Source organism: Methylobacterium sp. B1 (assembly GCF_000333255.1).
In the GTDB taxonomy this organism is placed as follows: Bacteria; Pseudomonadota; Alphaproteobacteria; order Rhizobiales; family Beijerinckiaceae; genus Methylobacterium; species Methylobacterium fujisawaense.
The window spans coordinates 1-14,617 of the sequence record NZ_BACT01000665.1 but is presented as its reverse complement, the minus strand read 5'-3'; the positions used below and the strand labels follow the sequence as shown (position 1 = coordinate 14,617).

At 68.8% G+C, this 14,617-nt stretch carries 14 protein-coding genes, 1 tRNA gene and 1 pseudogene; 7 read left to right on the top strand and 9 right to left on the bottom strand.

Annotated elements, in window-relative coordinates:
* The coding region (locus I53_RS19680; protein ID WP_043353822.1) for a PDZ domain-containing protein at positions 1-799 on the top strand (799 nt) is incomplete at its 5' end.
* A gap of 110 nt (positions 800-909) precedes the next feature.
* Here the strand turns inward: I53_RS19680 and I53_RS35780 are convergent.
* Both I53_RS35780 and I53_RS19675 read right to left on the bottom strand, forming a co-directional pair.
* A pseudogene (locus I53_RS35780) lies at positions 910-1,089 on the bottom strand (FAD-dependent oxidoreductase); the annotation flags it as partial.
* 127 nt (positions 1,090-1,216) lie between these two features.
* Positions 1,217-1,301 (bottom strand) — tRNA-Leu (locus tag I53_RS19675).
* A gap of 126 nt (positions 1,302-1,427) precedes the next feature.
* On the opposite strand from I53_RS19675, the gene I53_RS19670 reads away from it, so the two are divergent.
* Together I53_RS19670 and I53_RS19665 are read left to right on the top strand one after the other, a co-directional pair.
* Positions 1,428-2,009 carry a YqaA family protein gene (locus tag I53_RS19670; protein ID WP_043353820.1) on the top strand — a complete coding sequence of 194 codons (582 nt, stop codon included), beginning with the start codon at positions 1,428-1,430 and terminating at the stop codon, positions 2,007-2,009.
* 2 nt (positions 2,010-2,011) lie between these two features.
* Positions 2,012-2,500: a disulfide bond formation protein B gene (locus tag I53_RS19665; RefSeq protein ID WP_043353818.1), complete on the top strand. Its 489-nt coding sequence runs from the start codon at positions 2,012-2,014 to the stop codon at positions 2,498-2,500.
* A 25-nt stretch (positions 2,501-2,525) separates the two neighbouring features.
* On the opposite strand, the gene I53_RS19660 is transcribed toward I53_RS19665, so the two are convergent.
* From I53_RS19660 to cpdR, 4 genes are all read right to left on the bottom strand, one after another.
* Positions 2,526-2,984, bottom strand: coding sequence for a DUF1178 family protein (locus I53_RS19660; protein WP_043353816.1), 459 nt, complete (start codon positions 2,982-2,984; stop codon positions 2,526-2,528).
* The gene (locus I53_RS19655; protein ID WP_043353815.1) at positions 2,981-3,862 is read right to left on the bottom strand and encodes a carbon-nitrogen hydrolase family protein; all 882 of its coding nucleotides are present in this window, start codon (positions 3,860-3,862) and stop codon (positions 2,981-2,983) included. The genes I53_RS19660 and I53_RS19655 overlap by 4 nt, the downstream gene beginning before the upstream one ends.
* Entirely contained in the window at positions 3,855-4,124 is a 270-nt protein-coding gene (gene grxC, locus I53_RS19650) for a glutaredoxin 3 (protein WP_043353813.1), read from the bottom strand. The genes I53_RS19655 and grxC overlap by 8 nt, the downstream gene beginning before the upstream one ends.
* Positions 4,125-4,242: 118 nt before the next feature.
* Positions 4,243-4,599 carry a cell cycle two-component system response regulator CpdR gene (cpdR, locus tag I53_RS19645; RefSeq protein WP_003603128.1) on the bottom strand — a complete coding sequence of 119 codons (357 nt, stop codon included), beginning with the start codon at positions 4,597-4,599 and terminating at the stop codon, positions 4,243-4,245.
* Between the two features lie 206 nt (positions 4,600-4,805).
* Between cpdR and I53_RS19640 the strand changes: the two genes are divergently transcribed.
* Positions 4,806-5,708, top strand: coding sequence for an N-formylglutamate amidohydrolase (locus I53_RS19640; RefSeq protein WP_043353811.1), 903 nt, complete (start codon positions 4,806-4,808; stop codon positions 5,706-5,708).
* Positions 5,709-6,044: 336 nt separating this feature from the next.
* Here I53_RS19640 and galU read toward each other — a convergent pair whose 3' ends face one another.
* The gene (gene galU, locus I53_RS19635; protein ID WP_043353809.1) at positions 6,045-6,914 is read right to left on the bottom strand and encodes a UTP--glucose-1-phosphate uridylyltransferase GalU; all 870 of its coding nucleotides are present in this window, start codon (positions 6,912-6,914) and stop codon (positions 6,045-6,047) included.
* Positions 6,915-7,089: 175 nt separating this feature from the next.
* Between galU and galE the strand changes: the two genes are divergently transcribed.
* The 3 genes from galE (at position 7,090) to I53_RS19620 (ending at position 10,801) form a co-directional block, all read left to right on the top strand.
* Positions 7,090-8,082: a UDP-glucose 4-epimerase GalE gene (galE, locus tag I53_RS19630; RefSeq protein ID WP_043353807.1), complete on the top strand. Its 993-nt coding sequence runs from the start codon at positions 7,090-7,092 to the stop codon at positions 8,080-8,082.
* Positions 8,083-8,086: 4 nt separating this feature from the next.
* On the top strand, positions 8,087-9,280 hold the full coding sequence (locus tag I53_RS19625; RefSeq protein ID WP_043353805.1) for a lytic murein transglycosylase: 1,194 nt from the start codon (positions 8,087-8,089) through the stop codon (positions 9,278-9,280).
* 93 nt (positions 9,281-9,373) lie between these two features.
* Positions 9,374-10,801, top strand: a complete 1,428-nt coding sequence (locus I53_RS19620) for an SGNH family hydrolase (protein ID WP_051044907.1) — start codon at positions 9,374-9,376, stop codon at positions 10,799-10,801.
* A 28-nt stretch (positions 10,802-10,829) separates the two neighbouring features.
* Here the strand turns inward: I53_RS19620 and I53_RS19615 are convergent, their stop codons facing one another.
* The gene (locus I53_RS19615; protein WP_043353802.1) at positions 10,830-12,263 is read right to left on the bottom strand and encodes a glutamate synthase subunit beta; all 1,434 of its coding nucleotides are present in this window, start codon (positions 12,261-12,263) and stop codon (positions 10,830-10,832) included.
* Positions 12,264-12,364: 101 nt separating this feature from the next.
* A partial coding sequence (locus I53_RS19610; protein ID WP_043353800.1) for a glutamate synthase-related protein occupies positions 12,365-14,617 on the bottom strand: 2,253 nt, incomplete at its 5' end.

Here is a 14,617-nt window from a genome sequence, read left to right as displayed (position 1 = left end):
CCATCACAAGGGCAACTCAGGCGGCCCGACCTTCAACGTCAACGGCGAGGTCGTCGGCGTCAACACCGCCATCGCGTCCCCGTCGGGCGGCAGCGTCGGCCTCGCCTTCGCGATCCCGGCCGAGACCGTTCAGGCGGTGGTCGATCAGCTCCGGACCGACGGCAAGGTCGCCCGCGGCTACCTGGGCGTCCAGATCCAGCCCGTGACGCAGGACATCGCCGAGGGCCTGGGCCTCGACAAGGCCAAGGGCGCGCTCGTCGACCATGCCGAGAACGGCACCCCCGCGGCCAAGGCCGGGCTGAAGGCCGGTGACGTGATCGAGAAGGTCAACGGCGATACGGTGGACAGCGCCCGCGAGCTGTCGCGCAGGATCGCCGGCATGAAGCCCGGCGCCAAGGTCGAGCTGAGCTACCTGCGCGGCGGCAAGTCCGACACCGCCACGGTGACGCTGGGCACGATGCCGACCGACGGCACCAAGATGGCGAGCCGTGACGAGGATTCGAGCAACGGCCAGCCGCGGCTCGGCCTGCAGCTCGCTCCGGCCGGCGATGTCGGCCTGTCGGATCAGGGTGTCGCGGTGGTGCAGGTCGATCCCGACGGGCCGGCTGCCGCCAAGGGTATCGAGGCGGGTGACGTGATCCTCGATGTCGGCGGCCAGAGCGTGTCCCGTCCGTCGGATGTGGCGACGCAGATCCGGGCGGCCGAGTCGAGCGGACGCAAAGCCGTGCTGATGCGGGTGAAGAGCGGCAAGGGCCAGACCCGGTTCGTGGCGGTCTCGCTCAACAAGAAGGACGGCTGAGGCCGGCTCCTCCTGGCGCGGGGCCCCTCCCCCGCGCCGCCGCGTGGTGACCTCCGACTGGCGCCGGCCGAACAGGCCGGCGCCTTTTTGTCGTCCCTCACGATGGTGGTTGCCATCCGACCGCCGACGCCGCGCCCCTTGTCGAACACCCGCACCCGCAGGCCCGCCTCGGCAAGGTGGCGTGCCGCAGCTGCGCCGGCCATGCCCGCGCCGAGAACCGCGACGATCCCACGCTCGTTCAAGTGCCTACTCCGCTCCGCAGGACGGCCAAGCCGGCCGCGTTGCAGCACAGATAGGGGGCAGCGATCAGGAGATCAGGGCGACCGAACTTCGCGCGTCGACAGGATCCGCGCGGACATCGGGTCGCTCCTCATGGAGCCGCCGGACGGGATAGGCCGCACGATCGCCGGATGGCCATGGTGCGGGTAGAGGGAATCGAACCCCCACGCCTTGCGGCTGGCGATTTTGAGTCGCCCGCGTCTACCAGTTCCGCCATACCCGCGTACGGAGGGCTCTTCGCATAGGTCGGCGGGTCCGGCCAAGTGTTGTTTTTGCGGTGGGCGCCGATCTGGCCAAGGCGGGACGCCTATGCTCAAAGGGCGACCGATCGCTCACTTCGGGACCTTGCATGCTCCGCCGGCTGTACGCGTGGATCCTGGCCCTCAGCGACAGGCCGTCCGCGCCCTATGCGCTCGGCGCTGTGGCCTTCGCCGAAAGCTCCTTCTTCCCGGTTCCGCCGGACGCGATGCTGGTGCCCATGGCGGTCGCCCGACCGGACCGGGTCTGGCTCTACGCCACGATCACCACCGTCGCCTCGGTCATCGGCGGACTCGTGGGCTACGCGATCGGGGCCCTCCTGTTCGATTCCCTCGGGGAATGGCTCATCCGTCTCTACGGATTGCAGAACTCGGCCGCGACCTTCCAGGATTCCTACGCGCGCTACGGCCACTGGGTGATCCTGCTGAAGGGACTCACGCCGATCCCCTATAAGCTCGTCACGATCACCTCGGGCTTCGCCCATTACAGCCTGTTCTGGTTCACGGTTCTGTCGATCGTGACCCGCGGCGCCCGCTTCTTCATCCTGGCCGGATTGCTTGGACGCTACGGCGTCCAGATTCGGGCCGTGCTCGACCGGCACCTCAACGCGGTTGCGGCGATCTCCGTCGCCGTCATCGTCCTCGGCTTCCTGCTCTTCAAGGTGATCCTGTAGCGATGAATACGGCGGCCGCCCTGCGCCTCAAGACCGCTGGCCTCTGGCTGGCAATCGCTTCCGCCCTCACCGTCGGAGCCGCGCTCGTTCTGCAGTACGGATACGGTTACGCGCCGTGCAAGCTCTGCCTGACAGAGCGGCTGCCCTATTACGCCGCGATCCCCCTGGGCCTTCTGGCCCTGTTCCTGCCGGAGCGCCTGGCACGGATCGCCCTCGGGCTGGCCGCCCTCGGCCTCCTCTACGGCGCCGGCATCGGGGTCTACCACGCCGGCGCGGAATGGGGCTTCTGGCCGGGGCCGGCCGATTGCGGGGGCGGCACCGGGACGAATCCGGGCCAGGTCGCCGACTTCCTCAACGCGCTCCAGACCACGAAGGTCGTCGATTGCTCCGTGGCGGCGCTGCGGGTGGCCGGGATCTCGCTCGCCGGCTGGAGTGCCCTTGTCTCGGCTGTGCTGGCGTCGTTCGCGGGGACCGCCGCCCTGCGGCCCTGAGGCTCGGGGCGGGTCTGGTATCCGCTCAGTTCCGGTCGTCCGGCAGGACCGGGATCGCCGCCACCTCGATGCCCTCGTCGATCAGCGCGCGCGCCTCCGCGGGGGTCGCCTCGCCATAGATCGAACGGCCCTCGGTCTCCCCGTAATGGATCCTGCGCGCCTCTTCGGGAAAGCGCGCGCCGACGTGCTCGGCATTGGCCACCACATGCTCCCGGAGCGCGCGCAGCATCGCCCGCAACTGACGCTCCGGCTCGGCGACCATGGTCACCGGCGCTTCCGCCTCCGCCTTCGCGGGCGGCGCGGGTGCGCGCGCCCGATCCGTGCGGGCGACGCTCGGCACCATCAGGGCCTTGCTGACCTTGGCGCTGTCGCAGACCGGGCACGTCACGAGCCCGCGTTCGACCTGCGTGTCGTAGGAGTCGGAGGACGGGAACCAGCTCTCGAAGCCGTGTCCGGCCTCGCAGACGAGACTGTAGCGGATCATTCTGTCGCTTGCTGTGCTGCCTGATGCGCCGCTTGAGCCTGGGAAGAGACGCGCTCGATGGTGAAGGGCCGACCGTGCTGCAGCGAGGGGATGCGGGCCCGGGCCTCGGCGACCTGCGCGAGGTCGATCTCCGCCAGAATGATCCCGGGCTCGGCCCCGCCGGCATCGGCCAGCACCCGGCCCCAGGGATCGACGATCAGCGAATGGCCGTAGGTTTCCCGCCCGTCCTCGTGCAGGCCGCCCTGCGCCGCCGAGATCACGAAGGCGCCGGTCTCGATGGCGCGGGCCCGCTGCAGGACGTGCCAATGGGCCTCCCCGGTCTGACGGGTGAAGCAGGCGGGTGCCGTCAGCACGTCCGCGCCCGCTTCGGCGAGGGCGCGGTACAGGGCGGGAAAACGGATGTCGTAGCAGATCGTCAGGCCGAGGGTGGCCCACGGCGTCTCGGCGAGGACCGCGCAGGCACCTCCGGAATACGTGGCGGATTCCCGCCACCGCTCGCCGCTCGGCAGGTCGACATCGAAGAGGTGCAGCTTGTCGTAGGACGCCAGGATCGCGCCCATCGCGCCGATCANGAAGGCCGGGTTGGCGATCTTGTCGCCGGACCGGACTGCGATCGAGCCAATCTGAACGACCGTGCCGGTCTGGCGCGCGGTCTCGCGGAGGGCCGCCAGGGTCTGGTCCTGCTCCTCGGCGGTGACGTGGGCGAACAGGCGCTCGCGGCTCCGCTCTACCAGGGATGTCATCTCGGGAGTCTGCACGTAGGCCGCGCCCCGGGACGCCGCTTCGCGCACACCCGCCACGGCCGCGTCGCGGTTCGCCGCGGGATCGCGCCCCGACCGCATCTGCACGCAGGCGGCCGTGAAGCGGACCTCAGGCATCGGCCGTGTCCTTGAGCAGCGGGTCGAGCTTGCCCGCCCGGTCGAGGGCGTACAGGTCGTCGCAGCCGCCGACATGCGTGGCACCGATGAAGATCTGAGGCACGCTCGTACGGCCGCCCGCGCGCTCGACCATCGCGGTTCGAGCACCCTGCGCGCGCTCGACGTCGATCTCCTGGAAGGCCACGCCCTTTTCCTTCAGCAGGCTTTTGGCCGCCGAGCAGTAGGGACACCAGCCCGTGGTGTAAATTGTGACCGGCTGCATCGCGAACGTCGTCCCGACCGTGAACTCCCGCCATATAGGAGTGCGGGACGCGACTTGCCTATGCCCGTGTCGCCACAGGCAAACTCGGTCGCGCCATGCCGGGGGCTCCGCGGCCGGCTCAGGCAGCCAGCAGTTTTTCGACCTCGTTCACGAGATCGCGCAAGTGGAAGGGCTTCGACAGGACCTTCGCGTCCTTCGGAGCCTTGGAATCCGGGTTGAGGGCCACGGCTGCGAAGCCGGTGATGAACATCACCTTGATATCGGGATCGAGCTCGGTGGCCCGGCGGGCCAGTTCGATACCGTCCATCTCGGGCATCACGATATCGGTCAGCAGCAGCTCGAACGGCTCCTCGCGCAGCCGATTGTAGGCCGAGAGGCCGTTGTCGAAGGACAGGACATCATAGCCCGCATTCTGCAGCGCCTTGGCCAGAAACCGGCGCATGTCGTTGTCGTCTTCCGCCAGCAGGATTTTCATCGGCCGGATCCGAGCCTTCGAGTCGAGAAGTTGATCCCATAAAGGGAGGCGATGGTAAACAAGGTGTTAGGATGGAGCGCGCAGCGGGAGCCGCGTGTCTCACGGGCGACTGCCCCAGTCGCCGGCACGGAGTGGACAGGCGGTCGATCGCGCACCACAGTGAGCACCTGCCGTCCTCGTTCAACCGCCGGGGTGTCCACCAACCGATGACTGCATCCGAACCGGTACAGCCAGACGCCTTCGGATTTGCCCCGGCCTTTGCGGTCGACGAGCCCGCGGCGCACACCCTGCCCTTCGTCTTCAATACCGGTCATTCTGGAGCCGTCTACCCCCCAGACTTCATCGCAGCCTCGCGGCTCGACGCCCTGGCGCTGCGTCGCTCCGAGGACGCCTATGTCGAGCGCCTGTTCGCGCCCGTCGTCGAACTGGGCGCGCCGCTGCTGCGGGCCAACTTCCCCCGCGCCTTCCTCGACGTGAACCGCGAGCCGTACGAGCTCGACCCCCGCATGTTCGACGGGCGCCTGCCGCCCTTCGCCAACACCCGGTCGATGCGCGTGGCCGGCGGCCTCGGGACGGTCCCGCGCGTCGTCGCAGACGGTCAGGAAATCTACGCCCGGCGACTGCCCGTGGCCGAGGCGACCGCCCGGATCGAGGGCCTGTACAAGCCCTATCACCGCGCGTTGCGCAGCCTCATCCAGCGCACGGCGCGCGCGCATGGTTGCTGCATGCTCATCGACTGCCACTCGATGCCCTCATCGAGCCTGGGCCGCGACCCGGAGATGAAGGCCGACGTGGTGCTGGGTGACCGGTATGGCACGGCTTGCGCGCCCGCGCTGATCGACGGGTTCGAGGCCGCGTTCCGGGCTCGGGGTTTTCGCGTGGTGCGCAACAAGCCCTACGCGGGCGGGTTCATCACGGAGCATTATGGCGAGCCGAACCTGGATCGCCACGCGCTCCAGATTGAGGTCAACCGCGGCCTCTACATGAACGAGGTCAGCCTCGCGACGACGCCGGGCTTTCCGGCCCTGGTCGGAGCCTTGCGCGCCGTGATCGTCGAGGTCGCGCGAGATCTCGCGGAGGTCGTTCCGCGCCAAATCGCCGCGGAATAGCGATCGCGCCGGGACGTTCGGCGGAGACGGATGCGGGAGGACCAGACAGAAAAAAGGCCACTCCCGAAGGAGCGGCCCGAAGTCTAGGGAGGAAACGCCCAAGAAGGGCAGCAGGACCGCGACGCCATCGCGATCCCGCAACGCACAAATTAAAGTGCGCCGCACAAGAAGCAAGGGCAAATCGTCGGATCCCGCTGCTCTGCGCGCATACCTGAACCGCGTGCGACGGACGCAAGACGCCCACGCTGCCTCCGGGTGAGCGATCGGCCCCGATCACCGCGTTCGCCGGTCGGGGCCTGGATCTGTGCGGTTCGGCCGCCGCGGAAATAGCGCGCCTTAGCCCTGACACTTCAGGAGCTTCTCGATTTCAGCCTTCAGCGGCCCCGCGAGGTCGTCCCGATCGAGGGCGTAGGCGAGATTGGCCGTGAGGAAACCGAGCTTCGAGCCGGTGTCGTAGGTCCGGCCCTCGTAGCGCATGCCGTAGAACGCCTGCGTCTCCATCAGGTCGATCATGGCATCGGTAAGCTGGATCTCGCCGCCAGCGCCCTTCTTGCCATGCTCGAGTATACCGAAGATCTCGGGCTGCAGGATGTATCGGCCGGAAATGATGAAGTTCGAGGGCGCCGTGCCCTGCTTGGGCTTCTCGACCATGCCGGTGATCTGGAATGACTGACCGTAGGTCTCGCCGACGCTCACGATCCCGTACTGATGCGTTTCCTCCGGCTTCACCTCCTCGACGGCGATGATGTTGCCACCGTGGCGCTCATAGGCGGACAGCATCTGCTTCATGCAGCCGCGGCTGAGCATGTCGGGGAGCAGGACCGCGAAGGGCTCGTCGCCGACGATCTCCCGGGCGCACCACACCGCATGGCCCAGGCCCAGCGGGGCCTGCTGCCGGGTGAAACTCGTCTGGCCCGCCTTCGGCAGGTCCTTCTTCAGTTCCTCATAGGCGGCCGTCTTCCCCCGCTCCTGGAGCGTGTGGTCGAGTTCGAACGCCATGTCGAAATGATCCTCGATCACGGCCTTGCCGCGACCGGTCACGAAGATGAAGTGTTCGATCCCCGCCTCACGGGCCTCGTCGACGACATGCTGCACGACCGGCCGGTCCACGACCGTGAGCATTTCCTTCGGGACCGCCTTCGTGGCTGGCAGGAAGCGCGTGCCAAGGCCCGCGACGGGCAGGACGGCCTTGCGGATCGGTTTCATCAAACGGTAACCCCGGAACAGGATGGAGCGACGTGGTCGGCGGTGCCGTCAGTGAGATAGCTTAACGCGAGCCGTCGCAAGGGTTCTACGTCGATAGTATGAAGCAGCGGAGCGTAAATTTCCCGTCTGCAATCGCGTAATCAGGCTCGGCGGGACGGCGTCAGGGTGGGGGGTCATGGCGGTTCTGGTTACGGGCGGTGCCGGCTACATCGGCAGCCACATGGTGCTGGCGCTGCTCGATGCGGGCCATGAGGAGGTGATCGTCCTGGACGATCTGTCCACCGGCTTCGACTGGGCGGTTCCGGAGGGCGTCAAGCTCGTGGTCGGAGACGTGGCCGACCAAGCCCTTGTCACGCAGACGATCCTTCAGCATCGGATCGATGCCCTCGCCCACTTCGCCGCCAAGATCGTCGTGCCCGACTCGGTGGCCGATCCGTTAGGTTACTACCTGTCCAACACGGTCAAGACCCGATCGCTGGTCGAGGCCTCCGTGCGGGCCGGCGTCCGGCACGTCATCTTCTCCTCGACCGCAGCCGTCTACGGGGAGCCCGAGGTCGTGCCGGTTCCCGAGGACCTGCCACTGAAGCCGATCAATCCCTACGGCCGCTCGAAGCTGATGAGCGAATGGATGATCGCCGATGCCGCGGCCGCGCACGGCTTCTCGTACGTCATTCTGCGCTATTTCAACGTGGCCGGCGCGGATCCTGAGGGTCGGTCCGGCCAGTCGACGCCGAATGCCACCCATCTCATCAAGGTCGCCACGCAGGCGGCGCGGGGGCAGCGCGCGCGGCTCGACGTCTTCGGGACCGATTACCCGACCCCCGACGGGTCCTGCCTGCGCGACTACATCCAGGTCTCGGACCTCGCCGAAGCGCATCGTCTGGCCCTCGACCACCTCCGGTCGGGCGGCGACAGCCTGACGCTGAATTGCGGCTATGGCCGCGGTTACTCCGTGCTTGAGGTCATCGAGGTCGTGAAGCGTCTATCCGGCCGCGACTTCGAGGTCAGGCTCTGCCCGCGTCGTGCGGGAGATCCGGCCCGGATCGTGGCCGAGGGCGCGTTGATCCGCGAGCGTTTGGGCTGGCAGCCCCGGCATGACGATCTGGACGCCATCGTCGCTCAGGCCCTGGCCTGGGAGGAGCGCCTGGAAACGCGCAACCGGATCTGACCGAATGATGTCTCGCAGAGGGCTGCTCGCCGCGGCGGCCTGTCTCGCCGCGGGAGAGGTCCGCGCCGAAGATACCTTCCAGGCCTTCGTGGCAGCGCTCCGACCGGACGCGGCGGCGCGGGGCGTCTCCGCGCAGACCTTCGACGCGGCATTCCGCGGAATCACCGGCCCGGACCCCGGCATCCTGGCGCATACGCGCCGCCAGAGCGAATTCGTCCGGCCCGTCTGGGACTACCTCGTCGGCGCCGTCTCCCCCGGACGCATCGCGCGCGGACGCGCCCGTGCCGCGGCCGTCGCGACGACCCTCCAGGCCATCGAAACCCGCTTCGGCGTACCGGGGCCGATGGTCACGGCGTTCTGGGGCGTCGAATCGGATTTCGGGGCCAGCGCGGGCAGCGTTCCCACCATCCGGGCACTGGCGACTCTGGCCGCGGCGCGCCACCGCGGCACGCTGTTTCGCGACGAACTCCTCGCCGCTCTCACGATCCTGCAGCGCGGCGACATCACGCCCGACCGGATGAGCGGCAGCTGGGCCGGGGCCATGGGCCAGGTCCAGTTCCTGCCCTCCACCTATCTGGCACATGCGGTCGATTTCGACGGGGACGGGCGGCGCGACATCTGGGCCAGCGCGGCGGATTCGCTCGCCTCGATCGCGGCCTACCTCAAGGATCTCGGCTGGGATCCGGCCCTGTCCTGGGGCTACGAGGTGCGCCTGCCGAAAGATTTCGACCTGAGCCGATACAGCGACGAGCTCGGCTCGTTCGCCGAGCGCGGCGTTGCCCGCACGGACGGGAAACCTCTGCCCGGCCGCGGCCGGGCCAGCCTGTTCCTGCCCGGGGGCCTCGGCGCCCCGGTCTTCCTGATCACCGACAATTTCGAGGTGATCCGAGGCTATAACACCTCGGATTCCTACGCTCTGGCCGTGGGCCACCTCGCGGACCGTCTCGGCGGCGGACCACCGCTGGCGGCTCCCTGGCCGGCCGCAGGGGCGCGCCTCGACGGGCCGGGCCTTCGGGCCCTGCAGACCGGTCTGGCGGCCGCCGGCTTCTACGACGGTCCGACGGATGGCCGCGCCGGCCCGAAGCTGCGTGAGGCGGTGCGCCGCTATCAGATCAGCGTCGGATTGCCGGCTGACGGCTATGCCACGCCGGCCCTGCTCAGCCGGGTCACGGGACAGCCGGCGTCGCCGCGACGCTGATCCCCGCGAGAGGTTTAGACCCGCCGTCAGCTTCCACCTATACTGTGCGCGTTCCGAACGGGTTGGGTTCGGCGTACAGCGTACGGGATGCGCATGGTAGTCGCTCGTCGGCGTCACTCGGAACGCCCGTTGCTCCTCGGCCTCGCGGCCCTGCTGGGGCTCGCCGGTCTGTCCGTCCTCGGCGGGGGACCGGCCCGCGCGCAATGGGGCGACAGCTATCAGCAGCCCGGCGGCGGCACCTATTACGAGGCTCCGCCGCGGCGTCGGCCACGGGATGCGTATTACCGTGACGACGGCACATACGGGCGCCAACCGCGATATGCGCCGCAGCAGGAGGCGCCGCGCCAGTTCTACTGGCCCTGGGAGGACAGGCCGCAGCCGGTGGCGCCACAGCCGGAGCGCACCTACCGGGCGCCACGCTCACGTCCCCCCTACGCGACCGGGGAGGCACAACGACCGGCTCCCGCGGTGAAACGGCGGGTCCGCCCGGCGCGGGCGCCGACGCCGCCGAAGCCGGCCGTCGCCAAGACCGAGCCGAACGTCCAGATCGCCGTGTTCGGCGATTCCCTGGCCGACCATCTCGCGAAGGGCCTCGACGACGTCTTCGAGGACAATGCCGACGTCGCCGTGATCGACCGTGCCAAAGGCGACAGCGGCCTCGTACGCAAGGACGTGGTCGACTGGCCAAAGGTTGCCCAGGACTATCTCCAGAGCAACGCGAAAGTGCGCTACGCCTTCGTGATGATGGGCGCCAACGATCGGCAGCCGATCCGCGACGGGGACGAGACGGTCGATCCGCTGACGGATCGCTGGCGTGCCCTCTATCGCGCACGGGTCGAAGCGCTGGTGAAGGTGTTCGTCGATCGCAGGATCCCGCTGATCTGGGTCGGATTGCCGCCGATGCAGAGCGAATCGCTGAGCCGCGATCTCGCATCGCTGAACGAGATCGTGCGCGACAGCGTGACCAAGGCCGGCGGCACCTATGTCGATATCTGGCCGGGCTTCGTCGACGATCGGGACCGGTACGCGGCGTCGGGACCGGATCCGGAAGGACAGATCGCCAAGCTGCGCACCGCGGACGGTGTCCACTTCACCAAAGCGGGTGACCGCAAGCTCGCGCATTTCGCCGATGTCGAGCTGAAGCGCCTCATGGGCACCGTGCCGGGATCGGCCGAGCCTTCGCCCACCGCAACCGTTGCGCCGACGGCGCCGTCCTCGACCTCGGGGCCCAGCCTCGACGGGCCCGCGCCGGCAACCGACACCGCGGCGATCGATCGCCAGATCACCGCCATGCTGCCGAGCCTGCCGGAACCCCCCGGTGTGCCGGCGCTTCCGGTCAAGCCCGCGGCCGGACCTGTGGTCCCGCTAAGCCGCATGGAGGTCTCGCCCGGCGGCGCCCTCCTGAACGGGCGGCCGCGCGAGCCGGACAACCTCGGCACCGTGGAGCGGACGCTGCTGCGCGGAAACGCCCCCATGCCGCAGCCCGGCCGCGCCGACGATTTCCGCTGGCCGCCCGGCTGAGCCGGGCGCGCCTCTCTCTCGGTCGGCCTCAGCGCGGCAGGACGCTCGCGCCCATCAGGGTCTCGTCGATGGCGCGCGCCGCCTGACGTCCCTCACGAATAGCCCAGACCACCAGGGACTGGCCGCGGCGCATGTCGCCCGCCGCCCAGATCTTCGGATCCGAGGTCTGGTAGTCGTCCTCGTTGGCCTCGACGTTGCCGCGCTTGCTCACGCCGATTCCGGATTGCTCCAGGAGACCCTTCTGGACCGAGCCGGCGAATCCGATCGCCATGAAGACGAGGTCGGCGGGCAGGACGAACTCGGTGCCGGGAATCGGCTGACGCTTGGCGTCGACCCGGGCGCAGACCACCCCGGTGAGCTGGCCCTTCTTGTTGCCCTGGAGCCGGAGCGTCGCGGCCTGGAACTCGCGCTCCGCCCCCTCGGCCTGACTGGACGAGGTCCGCATCTTCGTCGGCCAGTACGGCCAGACGGTCAGCTTGTCCTCCCGCTCGGGTGGACGGGGGCGGATGTCGAGCTGCGTCACCGACAGGGCACCCTGGCGGAACGCCGTCCCGACGCAATCGGAGGCGGTGTCGCCGCCGCCGATGACGACCACGTTCTTGCCGCCCGCCAGGATCGGCAGCTCGCCGTTGCCGCGCATCGGCTCGCTGCTGACCCGGCGGTTCGACTGGACGAGATAAGGCATCGCGTAGTGAACGCCCTCCAGCTCCTGTCCCGGGAGCTGCGGGTTGCGGGGATCCTCGGCGCCGCCGCAGAACATCACGGCGTCGAACTCGGCCTTGAGCTCGTCCACCGACTTCGTCACGCCGATGTTCTGGTTGTAGTGGAAGACGACGCCCTCGGCCTCCATCTGGCGCACGCGCCGGTCGATGTGCCGCTTCTCCATCTTGAAGTCGGGGATGCCGTAGCGCAGCAGGCCGCCGGCTTTCGGCTCGCGCTCGAAGACATGGACGTCGTGACCGACCCGGGCGAGCTGCTGCGCCGCCGCCATGCCCGCGGGACCGGAGCCGACGATGGCGACGCGCTTGCCGGTGCGGGTCTCCGCGGGCTCGGGCTTGACCCAGCCCATGTTCCAGGCCCGGTCGGCGATCGCCTGCTCGATCGTCTTGATGGCGACGGGCTGGTTCTCGAGATTCAGCGTGCAGGCTTCCTCGCACGGCGCGGGGCAGATGCGGCCGGTGAATTCGGGGAAGTTGTTGGTGGAATGGAGGTTGCGCGCAGCCTCCTCCCAATCCGACTGGAAGACGAGGTCGTTCCAGTCCGGGATCTGGTTGTGGACCGGGCAGCCCGTCGGGCCGTGGCAGAACGGGATGCCGCAATCCATGCAGCGGGCCGCCTGTTTGGTCAGGTCGTGCTCGTCGAGCGGCAGCGTGAATTCGCGGAAATGCCGGACCCGGTCGGCGGCGAGCTGGTACTTCTGCTCCTGCCGGTCGAACTCGAGGAAACCTGTGATCTTGCCCATTGGTCCGCCCCTGGGCCGGCCAGTCCGTGACTGCGCTGCCCGCGTCGTCTCACATCATGCGTGCGTGACCGGGCGGCGAACCGCCCGGTTCGGGTGTCCGCCTATTCCGCGGCCACCGGCATCCGCGCCATCTCCATCTCGCGCAGCGCCCGGCGGTACTCCACCGGCATGACCTTCACGAACTTGGTGCGGTAGCCGCTCCAATCGTCGAGGATCGCCTTGGCGCGGGGGCTGCCCGTGTACTTGAGATGGTTGGTGATGAGCTGCGTCAGCCGCTCCTCGTCGTGCCCGGACATGTCGGCCAGGATGTCGACCCGCCCCTTGGTCTCCAGATCGCCGTCCTGGTGGAAGCGACGCATCAGGTCGTCCTCCTCCTCGACCGGCTCCAGATCGACCATCGACAGGTTGCAGCGCGCCGAGAACGAGCCGTCCTCGTCGAGCACGTAGGCGATACCGCCCGACATGCCGGCCGCGAAGTTGCGCCCGGTCTCGCCGATCGAAACGACCACGCCGCCGGTCATGTACTCGCAGCCATGGTCGCCCATGCCCTCGACCACCGTGATGGCGCCCGAGTTCCGCACGGCGAAGCGCTCGCCGGCAGAGCCGCGAATGTAGCACTCGCCCGCGATCGCCCCGTACAGCACGGTATTGCCGACCATGATGGTCCGGTCCTGCGGCGACTTCAGCGCGTCGCTCGGCCGGATGATCAGCTTGCCGCCCGACAGGCCCTTGCCGACATAGTCGTTGCCGTGGCCCGTCAGCTCGAGGGTCACGCCGGCCGCCACCCAGGCGCCGAAGCTCTGGCCGGCGGTGCCGGCGAGCTTCACCACGATGGTGTCGTCGGGCAGGCCCTCGTGCCCATGCGCCTTGGCGACCATGCCGGACAGCATCGCTCCGGTCGCCCGATCCGAATTCCGGATCGTGTCGGTCAGGACCACGGGCTCGCCGGTCTCGATGGCGCGCTGGGCACCCGCGATCAGGCGACGGTCGAGGACCGTGTCGATCGGGTGATGCTGCACCTCCACGTGGCGGATCGCCGTGCCCTCGGCCACCTTCGGCCGATGGAACAGCTTGGTGAAGTCGAGCCCGCGCGCCTTCCAGTGGGCGATGGCGTCGACCTTGTCGAGCAGGTCCGAGCGTCCGACCGCTTCCTCCAGCTTGGTGAAGCCCAGCGACGCCAGGATCTCGCGCACCTCCTCGGCCACGAAGAAGAAGTAGTTCACCACGTGCTCGGGCGTGCCCTTGAAGCGCTTGCGCAGCACCGGATCCTGCGTGGCAACGCCCACCGGACAGGTGTTCAGATGGCACTTGCGCATCATGATGCAGCCGGCGGCGATCAGCGGCGCCGTCGAGAAGCCCATCTGGTCGGCGCCGAGCAGGGCCGCGATGATCACGTCGCGCCCGGTGCGGATACCGCCGTCGGCCTGGAGGGCGACGCGCCCGCGCAGGCCGTTGAGCACCAACGTCTGCTGGGTCTCGGCCAGCCCGGTCTCCCACGGCCCGCCCGCATGCTTGAGCGAGGTCAGCGGCGCGGCACCGGTGCCGCCGTCGAAGCCCGAGATCGTGATGTGGTCGGCCCGCGCCTTGGCGACGCCGGCCGCGACCGTGCCGACACCGACCTCGGAAACGAGCTTCACCGACACGTCCGCCGACGGATTCACGTTCTTCAGGTCGAAGATCAGCTGGGCCAGATCCTCGATCGAGTAGATGTCGTGGTGGGGTGGCGGCGAGATCAGGCCGACGCCCGGCGTGGCGTAGCGGACCTTGGCGATCTTGGCGTCGACCTTGTGGCCGGGCAGCTGGCCGCCCTCGCCGGGCTTGGCACCCTGCGCGACCTTGATCTGCATCATGTCGGAATTGACTAGGTATTCCGTCGTGACGCCGAAACGGCCGGACGCAACCTGCTTGATCGAGGACCGGCGCGAGCGCCCGTCCGGCAGCGGCTTGAACCGCTCGACCTCCTCGCCGCCCTCGCCGGAGTTCGAGCGGCCGCCGAAGGAGTTCAGCGCGATGGCGAGCGTCTCGTGCGCCTCCTTGGAGATGGAGCCGTACGACATAGCGCCGGTGGCGAAGCGCTTGACGATCTCGGAGGCCGGCTCGACCGACTCCAGAGGGACCGGCTGACGGCCGATCTCCGGGGCCGACTTGATCCGGAACAGGCCGCGCAGCGTCTTGAGCTGGTGCTCCTGGCGGTTCACAAGATCGGCATATTCCCGGTAGCGCTCGGGCACGTTGAGGCGCACCGCGTGCTGCAGCGTGGCCACCGTGTCCGGCGTCCAGGTGTGGGTCTCGCCGCGCAGGCGGTAGGCGTACTCGCCGCCGACATCGAGGGCGTTCCGGAGACCGGCGCTCCC

Excerpts from the sequence above, each read along its gene's own strand:
- I53_RS19670 (WP_043353820.1), top strand. The coding sequence starts at position 1,428 with ATGCTCCGCCGGCTGTACGCGTGGATCCTGGCCCTCAGCGACAGGCCG.
- I53_RS19665 (WP_043353818.1), top strand. The coding sequence starts at position 2,012 with ATGAATACGGCGGCCGCCCTGCGCCTCAAGACCGCTGGCCTCTGGCTG.
- I53_RS19660 (WP_043353816.1), bottom strand. The coding sequence starts at position 2,984 with ATGATCCGCTACAGTCTCGTCTGCGAGGCCGGACACGGCTTCGAGAGC.
- grxC (WP_043353813.1), bottom strand. The coding sequence starts at position 4,124 with ATGCAGCCGGTCACAATTTACACCACGGGCTGGTGTCCCTACTGCTCG.
- cpdR (WP_003603128.1), bottom strand. The coding sequence starts at position 4,599 with ATGAAAATCCTGCTGGCGGAAGACGACAACGACATGCGCCGGTTTCTG.
- I53_RS19640 (WP_043353811.1), top strand. The coding sequence starts at position 4,806 with ATGACTGCATCCGAACCGGTACAGCCAGACGCCTTCGGATTTGCCCCG.
- galU (WP_043353809.1), bottom strand. The coding sequence starts at position 6,914 with ATGAAACCGATCCGCAAGGCCGTCCTGCCCGTCGCGGGCCTTGGCACG.
- galE (WP_043353807.1), top strand. The coding sequence starts at position 7,090 with ATGGCGGTTCTGGTTACGGGCGGTGCCGGCTACATCGGCAGCCACATG.
- I53_RS19625 (WP_043353805.1), top strand. The coding sequence starts at position 8,087 with ATGATGTCTCGCAGAGGGCTGCTCGCCGCGGCGGCCTGTCTCGCCGCG.
- I53_RS19620 (WP_051044907.1), top strand. The coding sequence starts at position 9,374 with ATGGTAGTCGCTCGTCGGCGTCACTCGGAACGCCCGTTGCTCCTCGGC.
- I53_RS19615 (WP_043353802.1), bottom strand. The coding sequence starts at position 12,263 with ATGGGCAAGATCACAGGTTTCCTCGAGTTCGACCGGCAGGAGCAGAAG.